Origin of the sequence: Rossellomorea vietnamensis NBRC 101237, assembly GCF_001591825.1 — a bacterium.
Taxonomy (GTDB): Bacteria; Bacillota; Bacilli; order Bacillales; family Bacillaceae_B; genus Rossellomorea; species Rossellomorea vietnamensis.
The window spans coordinates 1-17,561 of the sequence record NZ_BCVQ01000065.1; the positions used below are offsets into that span (position 1 = coordinate 1).

At 45.4% G+C, this 17,561-nt stretch carries 16 protein-coding genes and 1 tRNA gene; 9 read left to right on the forward strand and 8 right to left on the reverse strand.

All coding sequences use genetic code 11. From position 1 onward, the window contains the following. Nucleotides 1–11: 11 nt before the first annotated feature. Nucleotides 12–833 (reverse strand): Cof-type HAD-IIB family hydrolase, encoded by an 822-nt coding sequence (locus tag BVI01S_RS20135; protein WP_061811356.1) that lies wholly within the window; start codon nt 831–833, stop codon nt 12–14. 126 nt (nt 834–959) lie between these two features. Next, nucleotides 960–1,907: a carbohydrate kinase family protein gene (locus tag BVI01S_RS20140; RefSeq protein WP_061811357.1), complete on the reverse strand. Its 948-nt coding sequence runs from the start codon at nt 1,905–1,907 to the stop codon at nt 960–962. Nucleotides 1,908–2,038: 131 nt separating this feature from the next. Here BVI01S_RS20140 and BVI01S_RS20145 point away from each other — a divergent pair, with 131 nt between their 5' ends. Next, entirely contained in the window at nt 2,039–2,782 is a 744-nt protein-coding gene (locus tag BVI01S_RS20145) for an SIS domain-containing protein (RefSeq protein WP_061811358.1), read from the forward strand. A gap of 47 nt (nt 2,783–2,829) precedes the next feature. Here the strand turns inward: BVI01S_RS20145 and BVI01S_RS20150 are convergent, their stop codons facing one another. Together BVI01S_RS20150 and nagE are read right to left on the reverse strand one after the other, a co-directional pair. Then, the gene (locus BVI01S_RS20150) at nt 2,830–3,555 is read right to left on the reverse strand and encodes a GntR family transcriptional regulator (RefSeq protein ID WP_034763886.1); all 726 of its coding nucleotides are present in this window, start codon (nt 3,553–3,555) and stop codon (nt 2,830–2,832) included. A 98-nt stretch (nt 3,556–3,653) separates the two neighbouring features. Next, nucleotides 3,654–5,036 (reverse strand): N-acetylglucosamine-specific PTS transporter subunit IIBC, encoded by a 1,383-nt coding sequence (gene nagE, locus BVI01S_RS20155; protein ID WP_061811359.1) that lies wholly within the window; start codon nt 5,034–5,036, stop codon nt 3,654–3,656. 229 nt (nt 5,037–5,265) lie between these two features. On the opposite strand from nagE, the gene nagA reads away from it, so the two are divergent. From nagA to BVI01S_RS20195, 7 genes are all read left to right on the forward strand, one after another. Further along, nucleotides 5,266–6,474 (forward strand): N-acetylglucosamine-6-phosphate deacetylase, encoded by a 1,209-nt coding sequence (gene nagA, locus BVI01S_RS20160; protein ID WP_061811360.1) that lies wholly within the window; start codon nt 5,266–5,268, stop codon nt 6,472–6,474. Beyond that, on the forward strand, nt 6,461–7,219 hold the full coding sequence (gene nagB, locus BVI01S_RS20165; RefSeq protein ID WP_061811361.1) for a glucosamine-6-phosphate deaminase: 759 nt from the start codon (nt 6,461–6,463) through the stop codon (nt 7,217–7,219). Before nagA ends, nagB begins: the two co-directional genes overlap by 14 nt. 133 nt (nt 7,220–7,352) lie before the next feature. Further along, nucleotides 7,353–7,425, forward strand: a tRNA-Ala gene (locus BVI01S_RS20170). Nucleotides 7,426–7,584: 159 nt separating this feature from the next. Next, a complete protein-coding gene (locus BVI01S_RS20175) occupies nt 7,585–8,988 on the forward strand; it encodes a vWA domain-containing protein (RefSeq protein ID WP_061811362.1) in 1,404 nt (467 codons plus the stop codon). Nucleotides 8,989–9,153: 165 nt separating this feature from the next. Beyond that, nucleotides 9,154–10,371, forward strand: a complete 1,218-nt coding sequence (locus BVI01S_RS20185) for a lactate 2-monooxygenase (protein WP_061811364.1) — start codon at nt 9,154–9,156, stop codon at nt 10,369–10,371. Nucleotides 10,372–10,480: 109 nt separating this feature from the next. Next, complete coding sequence (locus BVI01S_RS20190; RefSeq protein ID WP_061811365.1) at nt 10,481–11,032, forward strand: GNAT family N-acetyltransferase; 552 nt, start codon at nt 10,481–10,483, stop codon at nt 11,030–11,032. 53 nt (nt 11,033–11,085) lie between these two features. Beyond that, a complete protein-coding gene (locus tag BVI01S_RS20195) occupies nt 11,086–12,078 on the forward strand; it encodes a potassium channel family protein (RefSeq protein ID WP_034763873.1) in 993 nt (330 codons plus the stop codon). Here the strand turns inward: BVI01S_RS20195 and BVI01S_RS20200 are convergent. The 3 genes from BVI01S_RS20200 to BVI01S_RS20210 form a co-directional block, all read right to left on the reverse strand. Beyond that, nucleotides 12,071–12,478, reverse strand: coding sequence for a YugN-like family protein (locus BVI01S_RS20200; RefSeq protein ID WP_034763870.1), 408 nt, complete (start codon nt 12,476–12,478; stop codon nt 12,071–12,073). The genes BVI01S_RS20195 and BVI01S_RS20200 overlap by 8 nt on opposite strands. 93 nt (nt 12,479–12,571) lie before the next feature. Then, nucleotides 12,572–13,921 carry a glucose-6-phosphate isomerase gene (locus tag BVI01S_RS20205; RefSeq protein WP_061811366.1) on the reverse strand — a complete coding sequence of 450 codons (1,350 nt, stop codon included), beginning with the start codon at nt 13,919–13,921 and terminating at the stop codon, nt 12,572–12,574. A gap of 395 nt (nt 13,922–14,316) precedes the next feature. After that, a complete protein-coding gene (locus BVI01S_RS20210) occupies nt 14,317–15,480 on the reverse strand; it encodes an iron-containing alcohol dehydrogenase (protein WP_061811367.1) in 1,164 nt (387 codons plus the stop codon). 201 nt (nt 15,481–15,681) lie between these two features. Between BVI01S_RS20210 and BVI01S_RS20215 the strand changes: the two genes are divergently transcribed. Continuing rightward, the gene (locus tag BVI01S_RS20215; protein ID WP_034763863.1) at nt 15,682–15,915 is read left to right on the forward strand and encodes a DUF378 domain-containing protein; all 234 of its coding nucleotides are present in this window, start codon (nt 15,682–15,684) and stop codon (nt 15,913–15,915) included. 47 nt (nt 15,916–15,962) lie between these two features. On the opposite strand, the gene BVI01S_RS20220 is transcribed toward BVI01S_RS20215, so the two are convergent. Beyond that, entirely contained in the window at nt 15,963–17,366 is a 1,404-nt protein-coding gene (locus BVI01S_RS20220) for an aldehyde dehydrogenase (RefSeq protein WP_061811368.1), read from the reverse strand. Nucleotides 17,367–17,561 lie beyond the last annotated feature (195 nt).

The following is a 17,561-nucleotide window of genomic DNA, read 5'->3' on the forward strand; positions in this document are numbered from 1 at the left end:
TCCTTTCACAATCAGATTTTGGACAGTTCATTCAACACAAATGTTTCGACCACTTCTGCTACTCCGTCCTCCATATTGGAAGCTGCAACGTAATCCGCCTTCTCCTTAATGTCATCCGGGGCGTTACCCATGGCGACTCCGAGGCCGGCAAATTCAATCATGGTCAGATCATTGTAGCTGTCCCCGATGGCCATGACTTCCTCGGGCTTGATTCCCATTGGTTTGATCAGATAGTCGAGGCTGGCTCCCTTTGTGACACCCAGCTGGGTGAATTCAAGGAAGAATGGCTTCGATCGCATCACGCTAAGTTCACCATCAAGCTCGGCTTGGAGCTTTTTCTCCACTTCCGCCAAATGATCGGCTTCTTTCAACATAAGAGCTTTCACGACCGGACCCGTGATCGCTTCCTTAAAATCCGGAACGACCTTCACCGGCAGGCCTGTCAAGTCACTTTCTATGGAAGCGAATGGATTCGTTTCTTCTACTATAATGGCATCTTCTGCATAAGTCAGAATACCTACATCTTCACGCTTACTTAAATCATATAAGGAATGAGCCGTTTCAGCTGTAAGGGTTCGGCTGTATTTCTCTTCATTTGTCTTGCAATCTATGATTTTCGATCCATTGAAAGGTAGGATATAGCTTCCGTAATGATCAAGTTTCAATTCTTCTGCTACCCAACGCATTCCCTGGGTAGGACGTCCAGATGCAAGGACGACTTTCACTCCGGCTTCCTGTGCCTGTATGAGTGCGTCTTTCGTACGTTTTGAAATCGTTTGGTCATCCCGTAATAATGTATCATCTAAATCAAGTACAATCATTTTATAGCTCATAAAGAACATCCTTTCAGGAAATCCAATTTTATATTATCTTACTATAACATCTTTCGAGACAATTGAAAAAGGGAAAGAGAGTGCCGGTCCGGCACTCTCTTTCGGGTTGTTTGCATAGTGGGAATTCTACTTTTCTAAATGCTGCTTTATTTCTTCCAAGGTAGGCAAAGCTGTCATGGCTCCTTTTGTTGAAGCTGCGAGTGCTCCTGATACGGTTGCAAATTGAGCCATGTGAACCGCTTCTTCCAGGGATAGGCCTTCAATTTCCCCTTGGTATCTATCTATTGAATGGAGTATCCCCGATACAAATGCATCCCCTGCCCCGGTTGTATCCACTGCTTTTACCTTCATCGCAGGAATATACCTGCAGTCATCTCCAACATATATAGTACTCCCTTGTGCACCCATGGTGATGATCAAAAGAGGGATATTGTATGCTTTTAATCTTGCCGCTCCTGCTTCAATTTCTTTTTCACCGGTAATGAATTCAAGCTCTTCGTCTGAGATTTTTAATATATCCACTTCAGAAAGCATACTCTTGATCGTTTCCAGGGCATTTTCTTCAGAATCCCATAATCCTATGCGTAAATTCGGATCATACGATATCCATAAACCATTGTCTTTCGCCACTTTCACCGCATGAAGCGTCGCTTCTTTCGCCGGCGAACCGATCATTGAAATCGACCCAAAGTGAAGGATCTTATGGGTAACGAGGTCCTCTTCATCTATATCACTCACCTGAAGAAATCGATCTGCACTCGGATCAATATAAAAGTCAAAGCTGCGCTCCCCCTCCTCTCGGTTGGTTACGAACACAACGCCGGTTCGGTTATCAGGAGTCGATAGCATTTGATTGACTCTCACCCCATAATTTTTAAGGGTGTCCTTCAGGAATCGTCCTAATACATCCTCTCCCACTTTTCCCAGGAAGGTAGATTTAGTCCCTAAACGGGCCAGTCCTACCGCTACATTGGCAGGTGCTCCACCTGGACTCTTTTGATAGGTCATATTTTGTTCATCTAGTGGTATGAAGTCTATCAGTGCTTCTCCCAGTGAGATGATTCCCTGTTTCATATCGCGTTTCCCCCTCGTTTTTCGGTTCTATTTTAAATATATCAAACCCTCACCCCTCATACATGGGGGAAGATTGAAATTTTTCATTAACATTATGGTATGCTGAAAGAAAAACGGAAAGCGGGAACAGAATGATACCTACATATTTTGAAAAAATCCAGGAAAAACTTCACGTGGTGCAAACGGAAGAAGGAGACAAAATGGCCAGTCTTGCCCAACGCATTTCTTCCTGCATCCAACAGGACGGCATCATCCACCTTTTCGGGTGCGGCCACTCTCACATCCTCTCTGAAGAGGTGTTCTACAGGGCAGGTGGACTGGTTCCGATCAATCCGATCTTGATCGAGCCCCTCATGCTCCACGAAGGCGCCGTACGTTCTTCTCAATTAGAAAGAGCAGAAGGATATGCGTCTGAGTTCATGAATGATCAGGATATTCAACCTCAAGACGTGGTGATCGTCCTTTCCACCTCAGGGAAGAACCCCGTCCCTATCGAAGCGGCCCTTTATGCAAAGGAAAACAATACCTATGTCGCTTCCATCAGTTCCTTTGACTATGTAGAAAAAGAAACATCCAGACACCCGAGCGGGAAATTCCTTAGTGAAGTGGTGGATCTTGCCATTAACAACCACTCCGTCGTAGGGGACGCTGTTATGACCCACGAAAGGGTGGCGGTTCCATTTTCACCTTCATCAACCGTCATCGGAGCTGCGATTTTGAATAACATCATGGCCGGTGCCATCGAACATATGGCGGATGGAGGATATGAGCCGCCTATCTTCATAAGTGGAAACGTGGACGGTGCGGGTGATCATAACGAAAAGCTGATCGAGAAGTACCGAATGCGGATCCCCCTTTTAACAAAAGGACTGTAATCAAAAAAGAGCAGGAACCTCCATAGCAATGGGGTCCTGCTCTTTTTTCACATTCTGTCCAGGTTGATCTTAAACTTATATTTATCTGCCCGATATACGGATCGTACCAATTCAAAAGGGGTTCCGTCTTCCAGAAATGAATCCCGTTGGATGAAGAGCACCGGCTCCCCGCTTTTTACCTTCAGATGCTTTGTATCCGCTTCTGTCACAAGTGCCGCTTCCACCGATTGGGTGGCATGACTGATGTGAAGGTTCAACTCTCTTTCGATATAATGGTACAGGGATTTCTCCAATATTTCCTGATTCAATCCAGGAAGCAGCCTGACGGGTATATAACTCGTCTCCAAGGCCATCGGTTCGCCGTTTGCAAGGCGGATCCGTTTCATCGTATAAACAAGTTCTTCTTCCTCCAGAGAAAGAAGCTCCCGGATATCCTCCGATGCCGGGGAAATTTCGAAATGCAATAATTTATTGCCAGGCTCGAGTCCCCTGCTTTTCATATCTTCGCTAAAGCTTGTCAGTCCTTGGAGGCTTTGTTCGATTTTCCGGTGGGAGACGAATGTGCCCCGCCCTTTTTCTCTATATAAGACATTCTTATTCACCAGATTGGTAATCGCCTGTCTCACGGTCATCCGGCTGATTTTAAATGACTCAGCAAGCTCCCGTTCCGATGGCAGGGCGTCCCCCGGTTTTAGCTCTTCAGACTGTATTAAATGGTTAAGGTGTTCTTCTAACTGATAATACAAAGGAAGAGGAGAATTTTTATTAACCACGAACGGTTCTCCTTTCGATCTAACGGGTTTTATTTTATTATATCTGGCATGTATATAACAGACAACAATGCGATGAGGACAAACCCTGTCCTCTCCATTTATTTCAGCTTTCTCAGCTCGTCTGCGACAAATTCTACATCCGTTCCCACAATGACTTGAAGGTTCCGATTATTTACCTTCATCACACCTTTCGCCCCGTGAGCTTTTAACGCTTTTTCGTCTACCCGTGTGACATCGTTGATTTCGAGACGTAATCGTGTGGCACAGTTATCAATGACGACCAGATTTTCTTTTCCACCCAGATCTTGGAGGAAGTGAGAAGCCATGATTTCGTACTTACCATTCCCGACTGAACCTTTATCTGGTGCCACCACATCTTCATCATCTTCACGACCCGGAGTCTTCAAATTGAACTTCTTGATCAAGAAAGTGAAGAGCAGGAAGTAGATGATCCCGTAAAGAATCCCGACTCCGAGTAGCAGCCAAGGTTTCTGACCGATGCTGAAATTAAGGATGTAATCAAAGGCACCCGCCGAGAAACCGAAACCATGATGAATCCCAAGTACATAGGTAACGACCATAGAGCTCGCCGTCAGGACAGCGTGAATCCCGTAAAGGACAGGAGATAAGAACATGAAGCTGAATTCTATCGGCTCAGTGATTCCTGTTAAAAAAGAAGTGACGGCGAGTCCGATTAACATACCTGCTACATTGGCGCGCAGATGTTTTTTTGCTGTCACGATCATGGCAAGACACGCTGCCGGAAGACCGAACATCATGATCGGGAAGAAGCCGGTTTGGAACGTCCCGGCTGTAGGATCTCCTGCGAAGAAGCGGGGAATATCCCCTTTCACGACTTCACCCGCTGCATCTTTGAATGTACCGAATTCAAACCAGACAAGGGTATTCAATACATGATGCAGTCCAACCGGAATCAGGAGACGATTCAGCAGGCCGAACACACCCACTCCCGTCGCACCTGCACCGATGATCCATTCACCGATGGAATTAATCCCGCTCTGGATCGGTGGCCAGATGATACCGAAAATCCCTGCGAGTACAACCATGGATGCAGCCGTCACAATGGGAACGAAACGTCTGCCTCCAAAAAATCCGAGCCATGCCGGAAGTTTAATATCATTGTAACGGTTATATAATAAGCCTGCCACGACTCCGGATATAATCCCTCCGAAAATCGCCATATTGGAATCGGGATCCAGGGCTTTTAAACCGCCCGTCAGTACCAAATAACCAATGGCACCAGCCAATCCGGCTGTACCATTCCCGTCTTTTGAAAATCCGATGGCTACACCTATCGCAAAGATTAAAGCTAAATTCTTAAATATGGCATCTCCTGCTTCAGACATGAACGCAATTCCTAATAGATCATCCTGACCCAGGCGCAGCAATAAGGCTGCTGCCGGAAGAACCGCGATGGGAAGCATGAGTGATTTACCGATTCGTTGTAAAAAACCTAACATACTATTCTCTCCTTTAGTTTCAATTGAAAGCGCTTAGGCAAAATCATATCATTAAAAAGGAATAGATGTCTATACCAATTAATTCATGGGAACTTATTACTTTATAGAGTTGAATAGGTTCCCGCGTTAATTTTAGATATGAAATGTTCACTCAAACCTCCAACTGGTATAGACATCTATACTTACTGATGGTATTGTAGAATGGTAAAGTACACAAGGAGTGATTTCAATGACCTCAAATATAGAAAAACTGCTGATACTGGATGGAACGATCTATGCAGAAGATAAAGTGTATGAAAAAGGCTATATCAAAATAGAAAATGGCATGATCACCGAATTGGGTGAACGCTCCCGTTTGACCGGTACAGAAGAGTTTAAAGTGATTTCCCTTCCCCATGGGTATAGTGTGGTCCCGGGAATGATAGATATTCATATCCATGGCGTAAATGGAGCCGATACGATGGATGCGACCAGGGAAGCCCTTGATACGATGACCGGGACTCTCCCGAAAGAAGGAACGACGAGCTTCCTTGCCACAACCATGACAGAAGAGTCCGAGTCAATCGAAAAAGCATTGAAGAATACCGCAGATTATATGGCCCATCATCAAAAAGGCGGGCAGGCGGAAATTCTCGGACTTCACCTGGAAGGACCGTTCATCAATCCTGCCCGGGCAGGCGCACAGCCTCTCGATCGAATCCAAAAGCCGAGCGTCGACACATTTAAACGCTGGCAGACACTCTCTCAAAACCAAATAAAATTAGTCACCCTCGCCCCCGAGCTTGATGAGGATCATGAATTGATCTCTTACTTAAAAGAAAACGGAATCATCTCTTCAGTGGGCCACTCCAGTGCAACCTTCGATGAAGTCGGGGAAGCCATCGATGCCGGCTTGTCCCATGTGACTCATTTATTTAATCAAATGTCAGGCCTGCATCATCGTGAGCCCGGAATTGTTGGGGCATCCTTCCTGAGACAGGAACTTATGGTGGAATTGATTACAGACGGCATCCACGTCCGCCCTGAAGTGATTCAACTCGCTTTCAATCAAATCACAGATGAACGCTTGATCCTTATCACCGATTCCATGAGGGCGAAATGTCTGAAGAATGGTCAGTACGATCTCGGCGGTCAGATGGTGACGGTCAAGGACGGCAAGGCCCTATTAGATGAAGACACATTGGCAGGAAGCGTCCTGAAAATGAAGGATGCCTTTTCGAATATCCAATCATTCACTACAGGTGATATGAGAAGTGCGATTAAAATGACCGCAGAAAATCCCGCCAAACAATTAAACATCTTTGACCGGAAAGGAAGCCTTGCCCTCCGGAAAGATGCAGACATCGTCCTATTGGATGAAAACAAAGACGTATTCACAACGATATGCAAAGGAAAAATAGCCTATACCCGAGAGGATGACACTCATGAAACTAATTGAAGTAAAAGACTATCAGGAAATGAGTCAAGTCGCTGCAGACTATCTATTATCCAAAGTGAAATCATCTGAAAATCTGACCCTGGGACTGGCTACAGGAGGCACCCCAAAAGGGCTTTACGAGGTACTGATAGAAGACCATGAGCAAAACGGGACGTCTTATCGACATGTATCTTCCTTCAATCTGGACGAATACATCGGACTCCCCCGTCAACACCCGAACAGCTACTACCAGTACATGAATGAGAACCTATTCAAACACATTGATATCGATTTGGAAAACACCCATATCCCTTCCGGAGAGGCAGCCGACGCCGAAAAAGAATCCAATGTGTATGAGAAAAAAATCCGTTCCCACGGCGGCATCGACATCCAGGTATTGGGGATCGGCAGCAATGGGCATATCGGATTCAATGAGCCGGGTACACCATTTGAATCCAATACTCATGTGGTAGAACTGACTCAATCTACACGAGAGGCAAATGCCCGTTATTTTGAATCGATCGACGAAGTACCGACACATGCAATAACGATGGGAATCGCTTCAATCATGAAAAGCAGGGAAATTCTCCTCCTTGTTTCAGGCGAAGCGAAACAGGAAGCACTAAGAAAATTAGTAGAAGGTACTATTTCCGAAAGCTTCCCTGCTTCCATCCTGAATCACCATGACCATGTAACGGTGATCGCTGATGAAGAAGCTTTCGCTCTCGTAAAAGGGTTGGAATTAGCAAATAAAGAAGTGAAGTGACGAATGAAAGCTGGGCTATATTCGGCAAGCGGCGGCGGGGCACCTGACGCCGCTTCCCATTGATAAAAAATAATTTTAAAAAAGCATTGACGAACACTCTGAACTTTCTTATAATAAATCTTGACCGAATCACGGGGCATTAGCTCAGCTGGGAGAGCGTTTGGCTGGCAGCCAAAAGGTCAGCGGTTCGATCCCGCTATGCTCCATACCGAAATTTCATAAAAAGGCGTCCTTATGTAAATAAGGACGCCTTTTTATTGTGTCAAAAATGGGTTTATTGTCCTAGTTCTAAGGGTAGTAGATAAAAAGTAAATTTATGGATAAAATATGACGTTGTATGACTCTATCGGCAAAAGGAGAATGATATGAAACCCATAAAGCCTCTATTTCGTTTAGCCTTGTTACTCCTCCTTCTAACAGGATGTCAGGGAGATGCAGAAAATGCCGCTTCTAAGGAAAAAGGCGGACAGGATCCCGGTCAACCTGCCCAAGCTTCCAAGGATGTGGACTTATCAAATACCCCGGAAGAATGGATCAATGAGGATGAGGGCGAACTCTATCAAAAATACATAGAAAAGAAAAGCTGGTCCAAAGAACCCGAAGCCTATAAAAAAGCTACAGGGAAGGCCATCGATGAATATATGAAGAACATCGTTACAAAAGAAACGGAGAAATGGACCGAACAAAATTGGACACAGTCCATCCTCTCAAGCCTCCAGACGGGGTACGGTGATATTGCCTCTGAGCTTGAAAACTATGAGGTCGTATATGAGGAAATGAAGCTTCCCGATGGCAGACTTCTGCAGGATGTCCCGATGGATGAAATCACCGAAAAAGAAGACAAAAAGGTGAATGTCGCCTTGTTGATCGATTCAAGCGGAAGTATGAAAGCCGACGTGGATGGTGAAAGCAAGATGTCCCTTGCCAAGGATAGCCTGAAAAGCCTCGCAAAGGAGTTACCCGAATCCGTGAATGTTTCCCTGATCGCGTTCGGACATAAGGGAACTGGCAGTGATGCCGATAAAGAGAAGTCGTGCAAGGCAGTCGAGTCTATCTATCCCCTTCAACCGTATGATGAGGGCGCCTTCTCGGAATCACTGAAGAAATTCGATCCGAAGGGCTGGACCCCACTGGCATCAAGCATCGAATTGGCCAACGAACAACTTAGTTCCCATAGTGACGAAAAGACGGAGAACTTCATTTATGTCGTGAGCGATGGAATCGAAACCTGCGATGGGGATCCCGTGGCTGCTGCCAAAAAGGTGAAGGCGGACAATACCAATGTCAAAATCAATATTATCGGATTCGATGTGGACTCAGAAGCCGACGGGCAATTGAAGAAGGTGGCAGAGGCCGGTGGCGGAGAGTACTCCTCTGTGAAATCGAAACAACAATTGTCTGAAATTGAGAACGTGTGGAAAGAAGTCATCAATAAAAATACGTGGAGATGGTGGGCTGTCAATCGGTTCAGTGATAATGTTTGGACGACAGTCGATCATTATAATGCCTTGAGGGATATCGTCTCTACCTATCAAACGATGATTCGGAATGAAGAAAACAGGATGATCCAGACACTCAATCGCCTGGAACAAGAGGAGCTCATTGATTCAGAGGAACGCTCTGCCATCTCTTCTCTCCTCGATGACCGACAAGAGAAAATCAGGAACTACCTGAATGACCTGGAGTCAAATAAGCACGAAGAAGTGAAAACCGTTTCTGATGAGCTGGATAAACGATTGGATGCGATCAAAAAGCAGGTTGGGATATAAACTGGGAGCCGGTCATAAGACCGGTCTCTTTTTTGCGTGTGATTTAATTGACTTTTCTGAATACTGTAAGTACCATTTTCTTTATAAGGAAAAGCACGCCGATTACATACGCTTCCTTTTGACGATTGCATTTCTTCCGGCAGAGATGAAAGGAGAACAAAGATCATGAATCAGTATGGAAACCAAGTCCAAAATGAAATTTATCAAAGGAAGGTCCGTCCCTCCATCCCTTTCCGGTTTGAAGAGCTGGAACAAATGGCACGGGAAAAGCTTGAGGACGGCCCGTTTTATTATGTGGCGGGTGGTGCAGGCGGTGAGGGGACGATGCACGCGAACAGGAGTGCCCTCGACCGCTGGCAGATCGTTCCCCGTATGCTGAATAATGTCGAGAACCGCGACCTGAACGTGACTTTATTCGGGGAAACCTACTCCTCCCCCCTCCTCCTTGCACCGATCGGAGTACAATCCATCGTTCACCCTGATGGGGAGCTGGCGTCAGCCCGCGCGGCGGCATCCATGAATGTCCCGTTCATTGCAAGTTCAGCGTCCACTTACTCCATGGAAGATATCGCTTCCGTCATGGGGGAATCCCCAAGATGGTTTCAGCTGTATTGGAGTAATGACCTTGAGATTGCAGCAAGTATGCTTCAGAGGGCTGAAGCATCAGGATACTCCGCTATCGTCGTGACCCTTGATGCCCCGATGATGGCGTGGCGTGAATACGACCTTGAAAACGCCTATCTTCCCTTTTTGTCGGGAGAAGGAGTCGGTAATTACGTGAGCGATCCTGTCTTTCGTTCAAAATTGAAAGACCCCCCTGAAGTCGACCGGAATGCAGCTGCTATCCTCTGGTCCCAAGTGTTTGGCAATGCAAGACTGACATGGGATGACTTGGACTTTCTGCGTGAACATACGAGTCTGCCGATCCTGCTGAAAGGCATTCTCCATCCCGACGACGCCAAGCTTGCCATCGACCGGGGAATGGATGGAATTATCGTATCCAATCATGGTGGAAGACAGGTTGACGGGGCCATCGGAGCCTTAGACTCCCTGCCCGTCATATGCGACGTCGTGAACGGGCGTATCCCTGTGCTCTTTGACAGCGGGATCCGGCGTGGAGCCGATGTCGTAAAAGCCCTTGCCCTCGGAGCAGATTCCGTTCTCATAGGCAGGCCCTATATGTACGGTCTGACCCTGGCAGGTGAACAAGGGGTGAAAGAAGTGCTCCGGAATATATTGGCCGATCTCGATTTAACATTGGCCCTTTCAGGTCAATCATCTGTTTCAGAATGTGATGCCTCCCTTTTGAAAGACGTGAAGGACGGTTCATTTCATTCAAAAAAAGGGTGGAACGCACAGCCAACTGCAGGATTTAAGTCATAGTGAAGGAGCCTCTGTCCAATTCGGCAGAGGCTTTTTCGTGCAGATGATATTAGCCCCCTGCCAAGGGTTTTTCCATGGTATACTTTCTTCTATAAAGGGGTTGATAAATATGGAAAAATATCCAGAATTTAAAACAGAGAGATTGGTTCTAAGACAGATTGCAATGGAAGATGTCGATTTTCTTTATGAACTTTATACGTCCGTGGACGTTCTCCGCTATTTCGGCATGAGTCCGATAGAATCAAAAGACGTTGCGGTCAGCATGGTTGAAAACTATGAAAAGCACCTGGAATCAGGCGGCCCCATGCGCTGGGCCATCGTGGAGAAAGATTCCAACAAGATGATCGGGACATGCGGGTTCCATGGCATTTCGAAGGCTTATAAACGCTGCGAAATCGGATATGACCTGCATCCCGGGCATTGGGGTAAGGGAATCATGGGTGAAGCCCTGGCCCCACTACTCTCTTACCTTTTTTCAGAAAAAGGAATGATTCGTATAGGAGCAGTGATCGTTCCTTATAATAAGGCATCGGCCCGGGTAGTGGAGAAGCTTGGATTCAAGCAGGAAGGTTTGCTGAGGGAATATATCCTACAGGATGACCAGGCATTTGACGCATATATGTACAGTTTATTGAAGAAAGAATGGCTTTCTGAGTTTTAGAAGAACCTGAATAGGAAATAATGGTCAGTGCATATGAAAAAGGAGCTGGTAGAATGGTACAGCAATTGTTTCATGGGTTCTTGCGCTGGCCCTTAGTTATTCGGATCTTCATGATTGCCATCACGCTGATGCTATCTTTCGGCACAGTCATTCATTTTATAGAACCTGATACTTTCCCTTCTTTATTTGACGGGATCTGGTGGGCCATCATTACAACGTCCACCGTAGGTTATGGAGATTTCGTCCCATTAACTTGGGAAGGACGATTGCTTGGGATCGTACTCATCCTGGTTGGTGCAGGTTTCCTTTCAACCTATTTTGTCACACTGGCAGCAGAAACCGTCATGACCCAGAATGCTTATCTTGAAGGAAAGGCAACATTTAAAGGAAAAGAACATGTCATCATCGTAGGCTGGAATGAGCGTGCACGGGAAGTGATCAATCAGCTGACCTCCCTTCAGTCAACCTGTGATATTATCCTGGTCGATGAAACCCTCCAAAAGAACCCCTATAACAATCATCATATCCATTTTGTAAAGGGGACTCCTTTCAAGGATTCCATCCTGAAGAAAGCCAATTTGAATGAAGCATCGATTGCCATCATCACGGCCGATCAAAATAAAGACGAAATGACTTCTGATATGAATTCGGTCCTGACCCTCCTTGCCATTAAAGGAAATCACCCCGGACTATATACTGTGGTCGAAATTCTCCAGAAGGATCAAGTCGCGAATGCGAAACGGGCCGGTGCCGATGAAGTCATCCAGACCAATATGCAGACAAGCTACGTAATGATGAATAGCATCATATCCCAGGGGATGTCCAAAACGATCTTAAAGCTGTTGAATCACCTTAAAGGAAATAATCTGAAGCTGATCCCTGTTGCAAAAGAGTACATCAATGAAAACTTCCACTCCCTTAGTGGACACCTACTTAAGCACAACATCATCCTTCTTGGCATTAAAAAAGGAGAAAACACATCCGTGAATCCTCCTTTAACGACGATTGTTGAAGAATCAGACGAACTTCTTGTAATTTCTAACTAGAAAACAGAGTGGTCTCAAGTTCCTTCACAAGTTCCTTCCCAACGGCAATGTACTTTTCAGGAAAACTTGCATCAGGATCCTGTGGCTCTGAAAATTGATTGACAGAACCGGAAAAGTTCCCTGTCGACGCAAAATCGTCCAGGCCAATCTGATACTTATGAGAAAGAAGGAACGGTTTACCGAATTCAACGGTAGCTCCCCTTGAGTCCAGTTGCCCGTCTACTGAGGTAAACGGCACTCTTAAAAATTGATACCCGACCTCGTCATCAATTTTATAATCGAAGTAGCCGTGATCGTAATCCCAGTTACCGCCGATCGAATATCCAAGCGGTTTTAATAGCTGTTCCAGTTTATACAGTTGATAATGCTGTCCTTCAATGCTTGATGAAAGCTCAATCACGTGGATGCATCCCCTTTCTTTTAGGGATAGTTTCTCCTAAAAGAAAAGAAAAATGTAAAAAGAGCACTGAGATTTACTCAGTGCTCTTGTTCATTATTTCAGGCGTTTTTCAAGCTCGGCTTTCTTCTCTTCAAAGCCTGGTTTACCAAGAAGGGCGAACATATTCACTTTATATGCTTCCACTCCCGGCTGATCGAATGGATTCACACCAAGAAGGTATCCACTCATGGCACATGCTTTCTCGAAGAAGTACACAAGGTAACCGAATGTGTAGGCATCCATTGCAGGAATTTCCACGATCAGGTTAGGTACCCCTCCATCTGTATGGGCAAGCAGTGTACCTTCAAATGCTTTATTGTTCACGAAGTCCACACTTTCACCTGCAAGATAATTCAATCCATCCAGGTCACTTTCCGCTTTCTCGATTTTCAGCTCATGACGGGGCTCTGAAACCTTGATGACTGTTTCGAAAATGTCACGGCGTCCTTCCTGAACGTATTGTCCAAGAGAATGAAGGTCTGTCGAGAAGTTTGCAGAAGAAGGATAAATCCCTTTTTGGTCTTTCCCTTCACTTTCACCGAACAGTTGCTTCCACCATTCAGCAAAGTATTGTAATCCCGGCTCATAGTTGATGAGCATTTCAATTGTCTTGCCTTTGTTGTATAGTGCATTACGAACAGCAGCATATTGATAAGCAGCGTTTTCAGTCAGCTCGGATTTGCTGAAATCTTCACGGGCCTGTGCAGCACCGTTCATCATCGTCTCGATTTCCACTCCGCTGACGGCGATTGGAAGCAATCCTACTGCTGTCAGTACAGAATAACGTCCACCGATATCATCAGGAACAACGAATGTTTCATACCCTTCATCCGTTGCAAGCGTCTTCAGTGCACCCTTGGATTTATCCGTAGTGGCATAAATACGTTTACGTGCTTCTTCCACTCCGTACTTTTCTTCCAACATATTGCGGAAGATACGGAAAGCGAGTGCAGGCTCTGTCGTTGTACCTGATTTTGAGATGACATTGATAGAAAAGTCTTTTCCATCAAGAAGGTCCATTAAGTCTCTCATGTATGTGGAACTGATGTTTTGTCCAACGAATAACACTTGTGGCGTGGAACGCTTATCTTTAGGAAGAGCGTTATAGAAGCTGTGGTTTAGCATCTCAATCGCCGCACGGGCCCCGAGGTACGATCCGCCGATACCGATCACAAGAAGGATATCGGAATCATTCTTGATTTTCTCCGCTGATTTCTGAATGCGTGAAAATTCTTCTTTGTCGTAATCTACAGGAAGATCGATCCAACCAAGGAAGTCGCTCCCGGCACCTGTTTGTTCATGTAGTGAATGATGGGCAACCTTAACCGCATCACTTAAGTATGTAAGTTCGTGTTCTCCAAAAAACGATAACGCTTTTGAATAATCAAAACGAATGTGTGTCATAACCATCCTCCGATTAAAATATTTTCTTCTATCTCACTTTATCGAAAGCTGACCCGAGAATCAAGAAAGCTCCCTCTATGTAAGCGTGTGCATGAGAAACTTTTTATCCACTGATGCCTTACTCGCTTATATTCCCCTAGTTATTTGGAAAGAAACCCTGATATTTTAGGGATTTGTGGAGGGGTTATGATGCTTCCACCTGCTAAGCGTGGGGGAATCCAGCCGAAACGTCCTCACATCCAGCCGTTTCACTCAAGAATCCAGCCAAAAAAGCATAAAATCCAGCCAATTAACTTTATTTCCCAAAACCCTACCACCGCCAACCAACACCAATAACCACTCTACAAAAAAGAGGGACGGACCTCTCTCACCAAGGTCCGTCCCTCCCCACTACATTATAGAGATGCTCTTAAAATTGCAAGAACATCGTCTTTGTTTAGTTTATTGAAGTTACCGAATTCGCCGTTGACCATGGCTTTGTCTGCCATAAGGTCTAATTGGCTGTCATCGATGTCATAGTCCGCCAGACGTGTAGGTGCACCGAGGCTTGACCAGAATTCGCGAAGCTTTTCAATCCCTTCAAGTGCCACTTCTTCTTCCGATTTGCCGGCTGGGTCTACGTTGAATACACGTTCAGCCATTTGGGCAAATCGTGATGGGTTCACTTTCAGATTATGCTTCATCCAGTTCGGGAACAGGATTGCCAGTCCACCGGCATGAGGGATGTCATATACGGCTGACACGGCATGCTCGATGTTATGGCTTGCCCAGTCACCGTTATAACCCATTTGCAGCATTCCGTTAAGGGCGATCGTACCGGAGTACAGAATCGTCTCACGAAGCTCATAGTTTTCAAGATCATCGATCAGCTTCGGAGCTGTTTCGATCACTGTTTTCAGAACAGATTCACACATGCGGTCTTGAAGCGGTGTGTTTGTAGCATTATTGAAATACTGTTCAAACACGTGACTCATCATGTCCACCATGCCATAGATGGTGTGATCCTTTGGCACGGTAAACGTATTTTCAGGATCCAGGATGGAGAATTGAGGGAACGTCACAGGGCTTCCCCAACCATATTTCTCGTTTGTTTCCCAATTCGTGATAACCGATCCTGCATTCATTTCAGAACCAGTTGCAGCTAGAGTAAGCACTGTTCCAAACGGAAGGGCTTCTTTTGCAAATGCTTTCTTCGTGACCAGGTCCCATGCATCTCCATCATATTTAGCACCTGCAGCGATGGCTTTCGTACAATCGATGACGCTTCCACCGCCGACGGCCAGGATAAAGTCGATGTTCTTCTCCTTAGCAATTTCCACTCCTCGTCTTACTGTAGAAAGACGTGGATTCGGCTCAACTCCGGATAATTCAAATACTTCACTGTCAATCCCTTTCAGAACTGACATGACTTGATCGTATAGTCCGTTACGCTTGATGCTCCCTCCGCCGAATACGACAAGCACCTTTTTACCATATTGAGGCACCAATTCTTTCAATTGTTCTACTTGTCCTTTACCAAAAATTAATTTAGTCGGATTGTAAAATGTAAAGTCATTCATTGTTTGTTACCTCCTTGTATTCTATAAGGGCCGATTTATTTCGTTACCCAAAATGTTCTTAGCACATTTTCTATTATCGAATATATCATCCCCAAATTGCAAAGAACTTGCACAAGGAAATTTTCCTATGGGCAATATGAATAGGAATGGGCTCAGGGGGAAACTTATGAATGAGCCATTGAATAGAAGGAGGAAAACAACATGAGTGGTATTCAGCGTATTGCTTTGGTTCTTACGATCATTGGTGCTATCAACTGGGGACTTATCGGTTTCTTTCAATTCGATCTTGTTGCCGCGATCTTTGGCGGACAAGATGCGGCATTGTCCCGTATCGTTTACGGTTTAGTCGGGATTGCCGGCCTTATCAACCTTGGTCTGTTATTCAAACCGACGGAAGAGCTTGAAAGAGAACCGCATACAGAGCCGACAAGATAATATAAGAACCTCAACTAAAAAGGTGACCCACCCCGGGTCACCTTTTCTCATTTCAATAACTTCTTGATGATCTGCAAGCCGAATCTCCCACTTGGATAACGGAAGCTCATATCGAACTTTGTCGTCTGTTTCAAGATGCTCTTATAATGGGAGAAGGTCGAAAAGCTTGATTCTCCGTGATAATTTCCGATTCCGCTCTCCCCTACCCCGCCAAAAGGAAGATAAGGCGTAACGATGTGCATAAGGGTATCATTCACGCATCCACCCCCATAGGAAATCGATCCATTGATTTTCTCTTCTGTGATGGGGTTTTCCGTGAACAAATAGAGTGCCAAAGGTTTCGGACGCCCGGTCACGAACTCGATAACTTCATCCAGATCCTCATACTCGATGACAGGAAAAACAGGGCCGAAAATCTCATCCTGCATCACCGGTACAGAAAAATCCCTTGGCTCCATTAAGGTCGGTTCGATTTTCAAGCTCGCGGGATCAACATTTCCACCTAATAGGATTTCCCCGTCTTCCAGATAGCTTGTCAGACGATTGAAATGGCGCTCGTTGACAATCCGCCCGAATTTATCGCTTTTCAAAGGTTCAGTCCCATAAAACTCAATGACGGTTTTCTTAAATTCAGTGATGAATTCATCTTTCTTACTTTTATGGATAAATAAATAATCCGGTGCGATGCAAGTCTGTCCAGCATTTGTCACTTTCCCGAAAGCGATACGCTTGGCGGCTAGAGGGATATCCGCCGTTTCATCGACAATACACGGGCTTTTCCCGCCGAGTTCAAGGGTTACCGGGATCAACTGCTTGGCCGCGGCTTCCATGACCACTTTCCCGACAGGCACACTTCCAGTGAAAAAAATATAATCAAAACCTTGTTTGAGAAGATTCTGGGTCGTCTCCACTCCGCCCTCTATGACAAACAACTGCCTTGGATCAAAATGCGTGTTGATCATTTGAGCGAGTAATGCAGAAGTTGTCGGGGTGAGCTCCGACGGTTTGATGATTGCTGTATTCCCCGCTGCAATCGCTCCGATGACCGGTGCCAGGGCGAGCTGGATCGGATAATTCCACGGTGCGATGATCAAGGTGACTCCGTATGGCTCCGGCACAGTATAGGCCTTCGATCCAATATGGGTTTTCGCCGTTTTCATTTTTTTCGGTTCTGCCCATTCATCGATATTCTTAAGGACGAATCGAATCTCCTCCAGAAGGATGCCGATTTCCGTCGTATACGCTTCCATGTCGGATTTATTCAAGTCTTTTTTCAAGGCACTGATGATTTCTGTTTCATGATTTTTTATGACGGTGGAGAATTTTTCCAACAAATCTTTTCTGTATTGAAGGGGACGGGTCACCCCGGACTTAAAAAATTGCTTGTGCTGTTGAAGACTTGCTTCTATCGCCTCGAGAGAAGCTTCCTCTATAAACAATTCAGTAGACATTTGTTTCCCTCCGAATCTTTAATGTTTATAAGTTTAAACATAAGAACTAAAATTCCGCAAGCAATGTGCATATACCTATAGGCATTTTCAGTGATTTTACCCTAAACCACGGCTTCCTAATCATTTCTACATTCATTTCGGGAACTCCTTTAAATAAATAGGCTTTTCGTAAACCTTGTAGCCATGTAAGGTAGC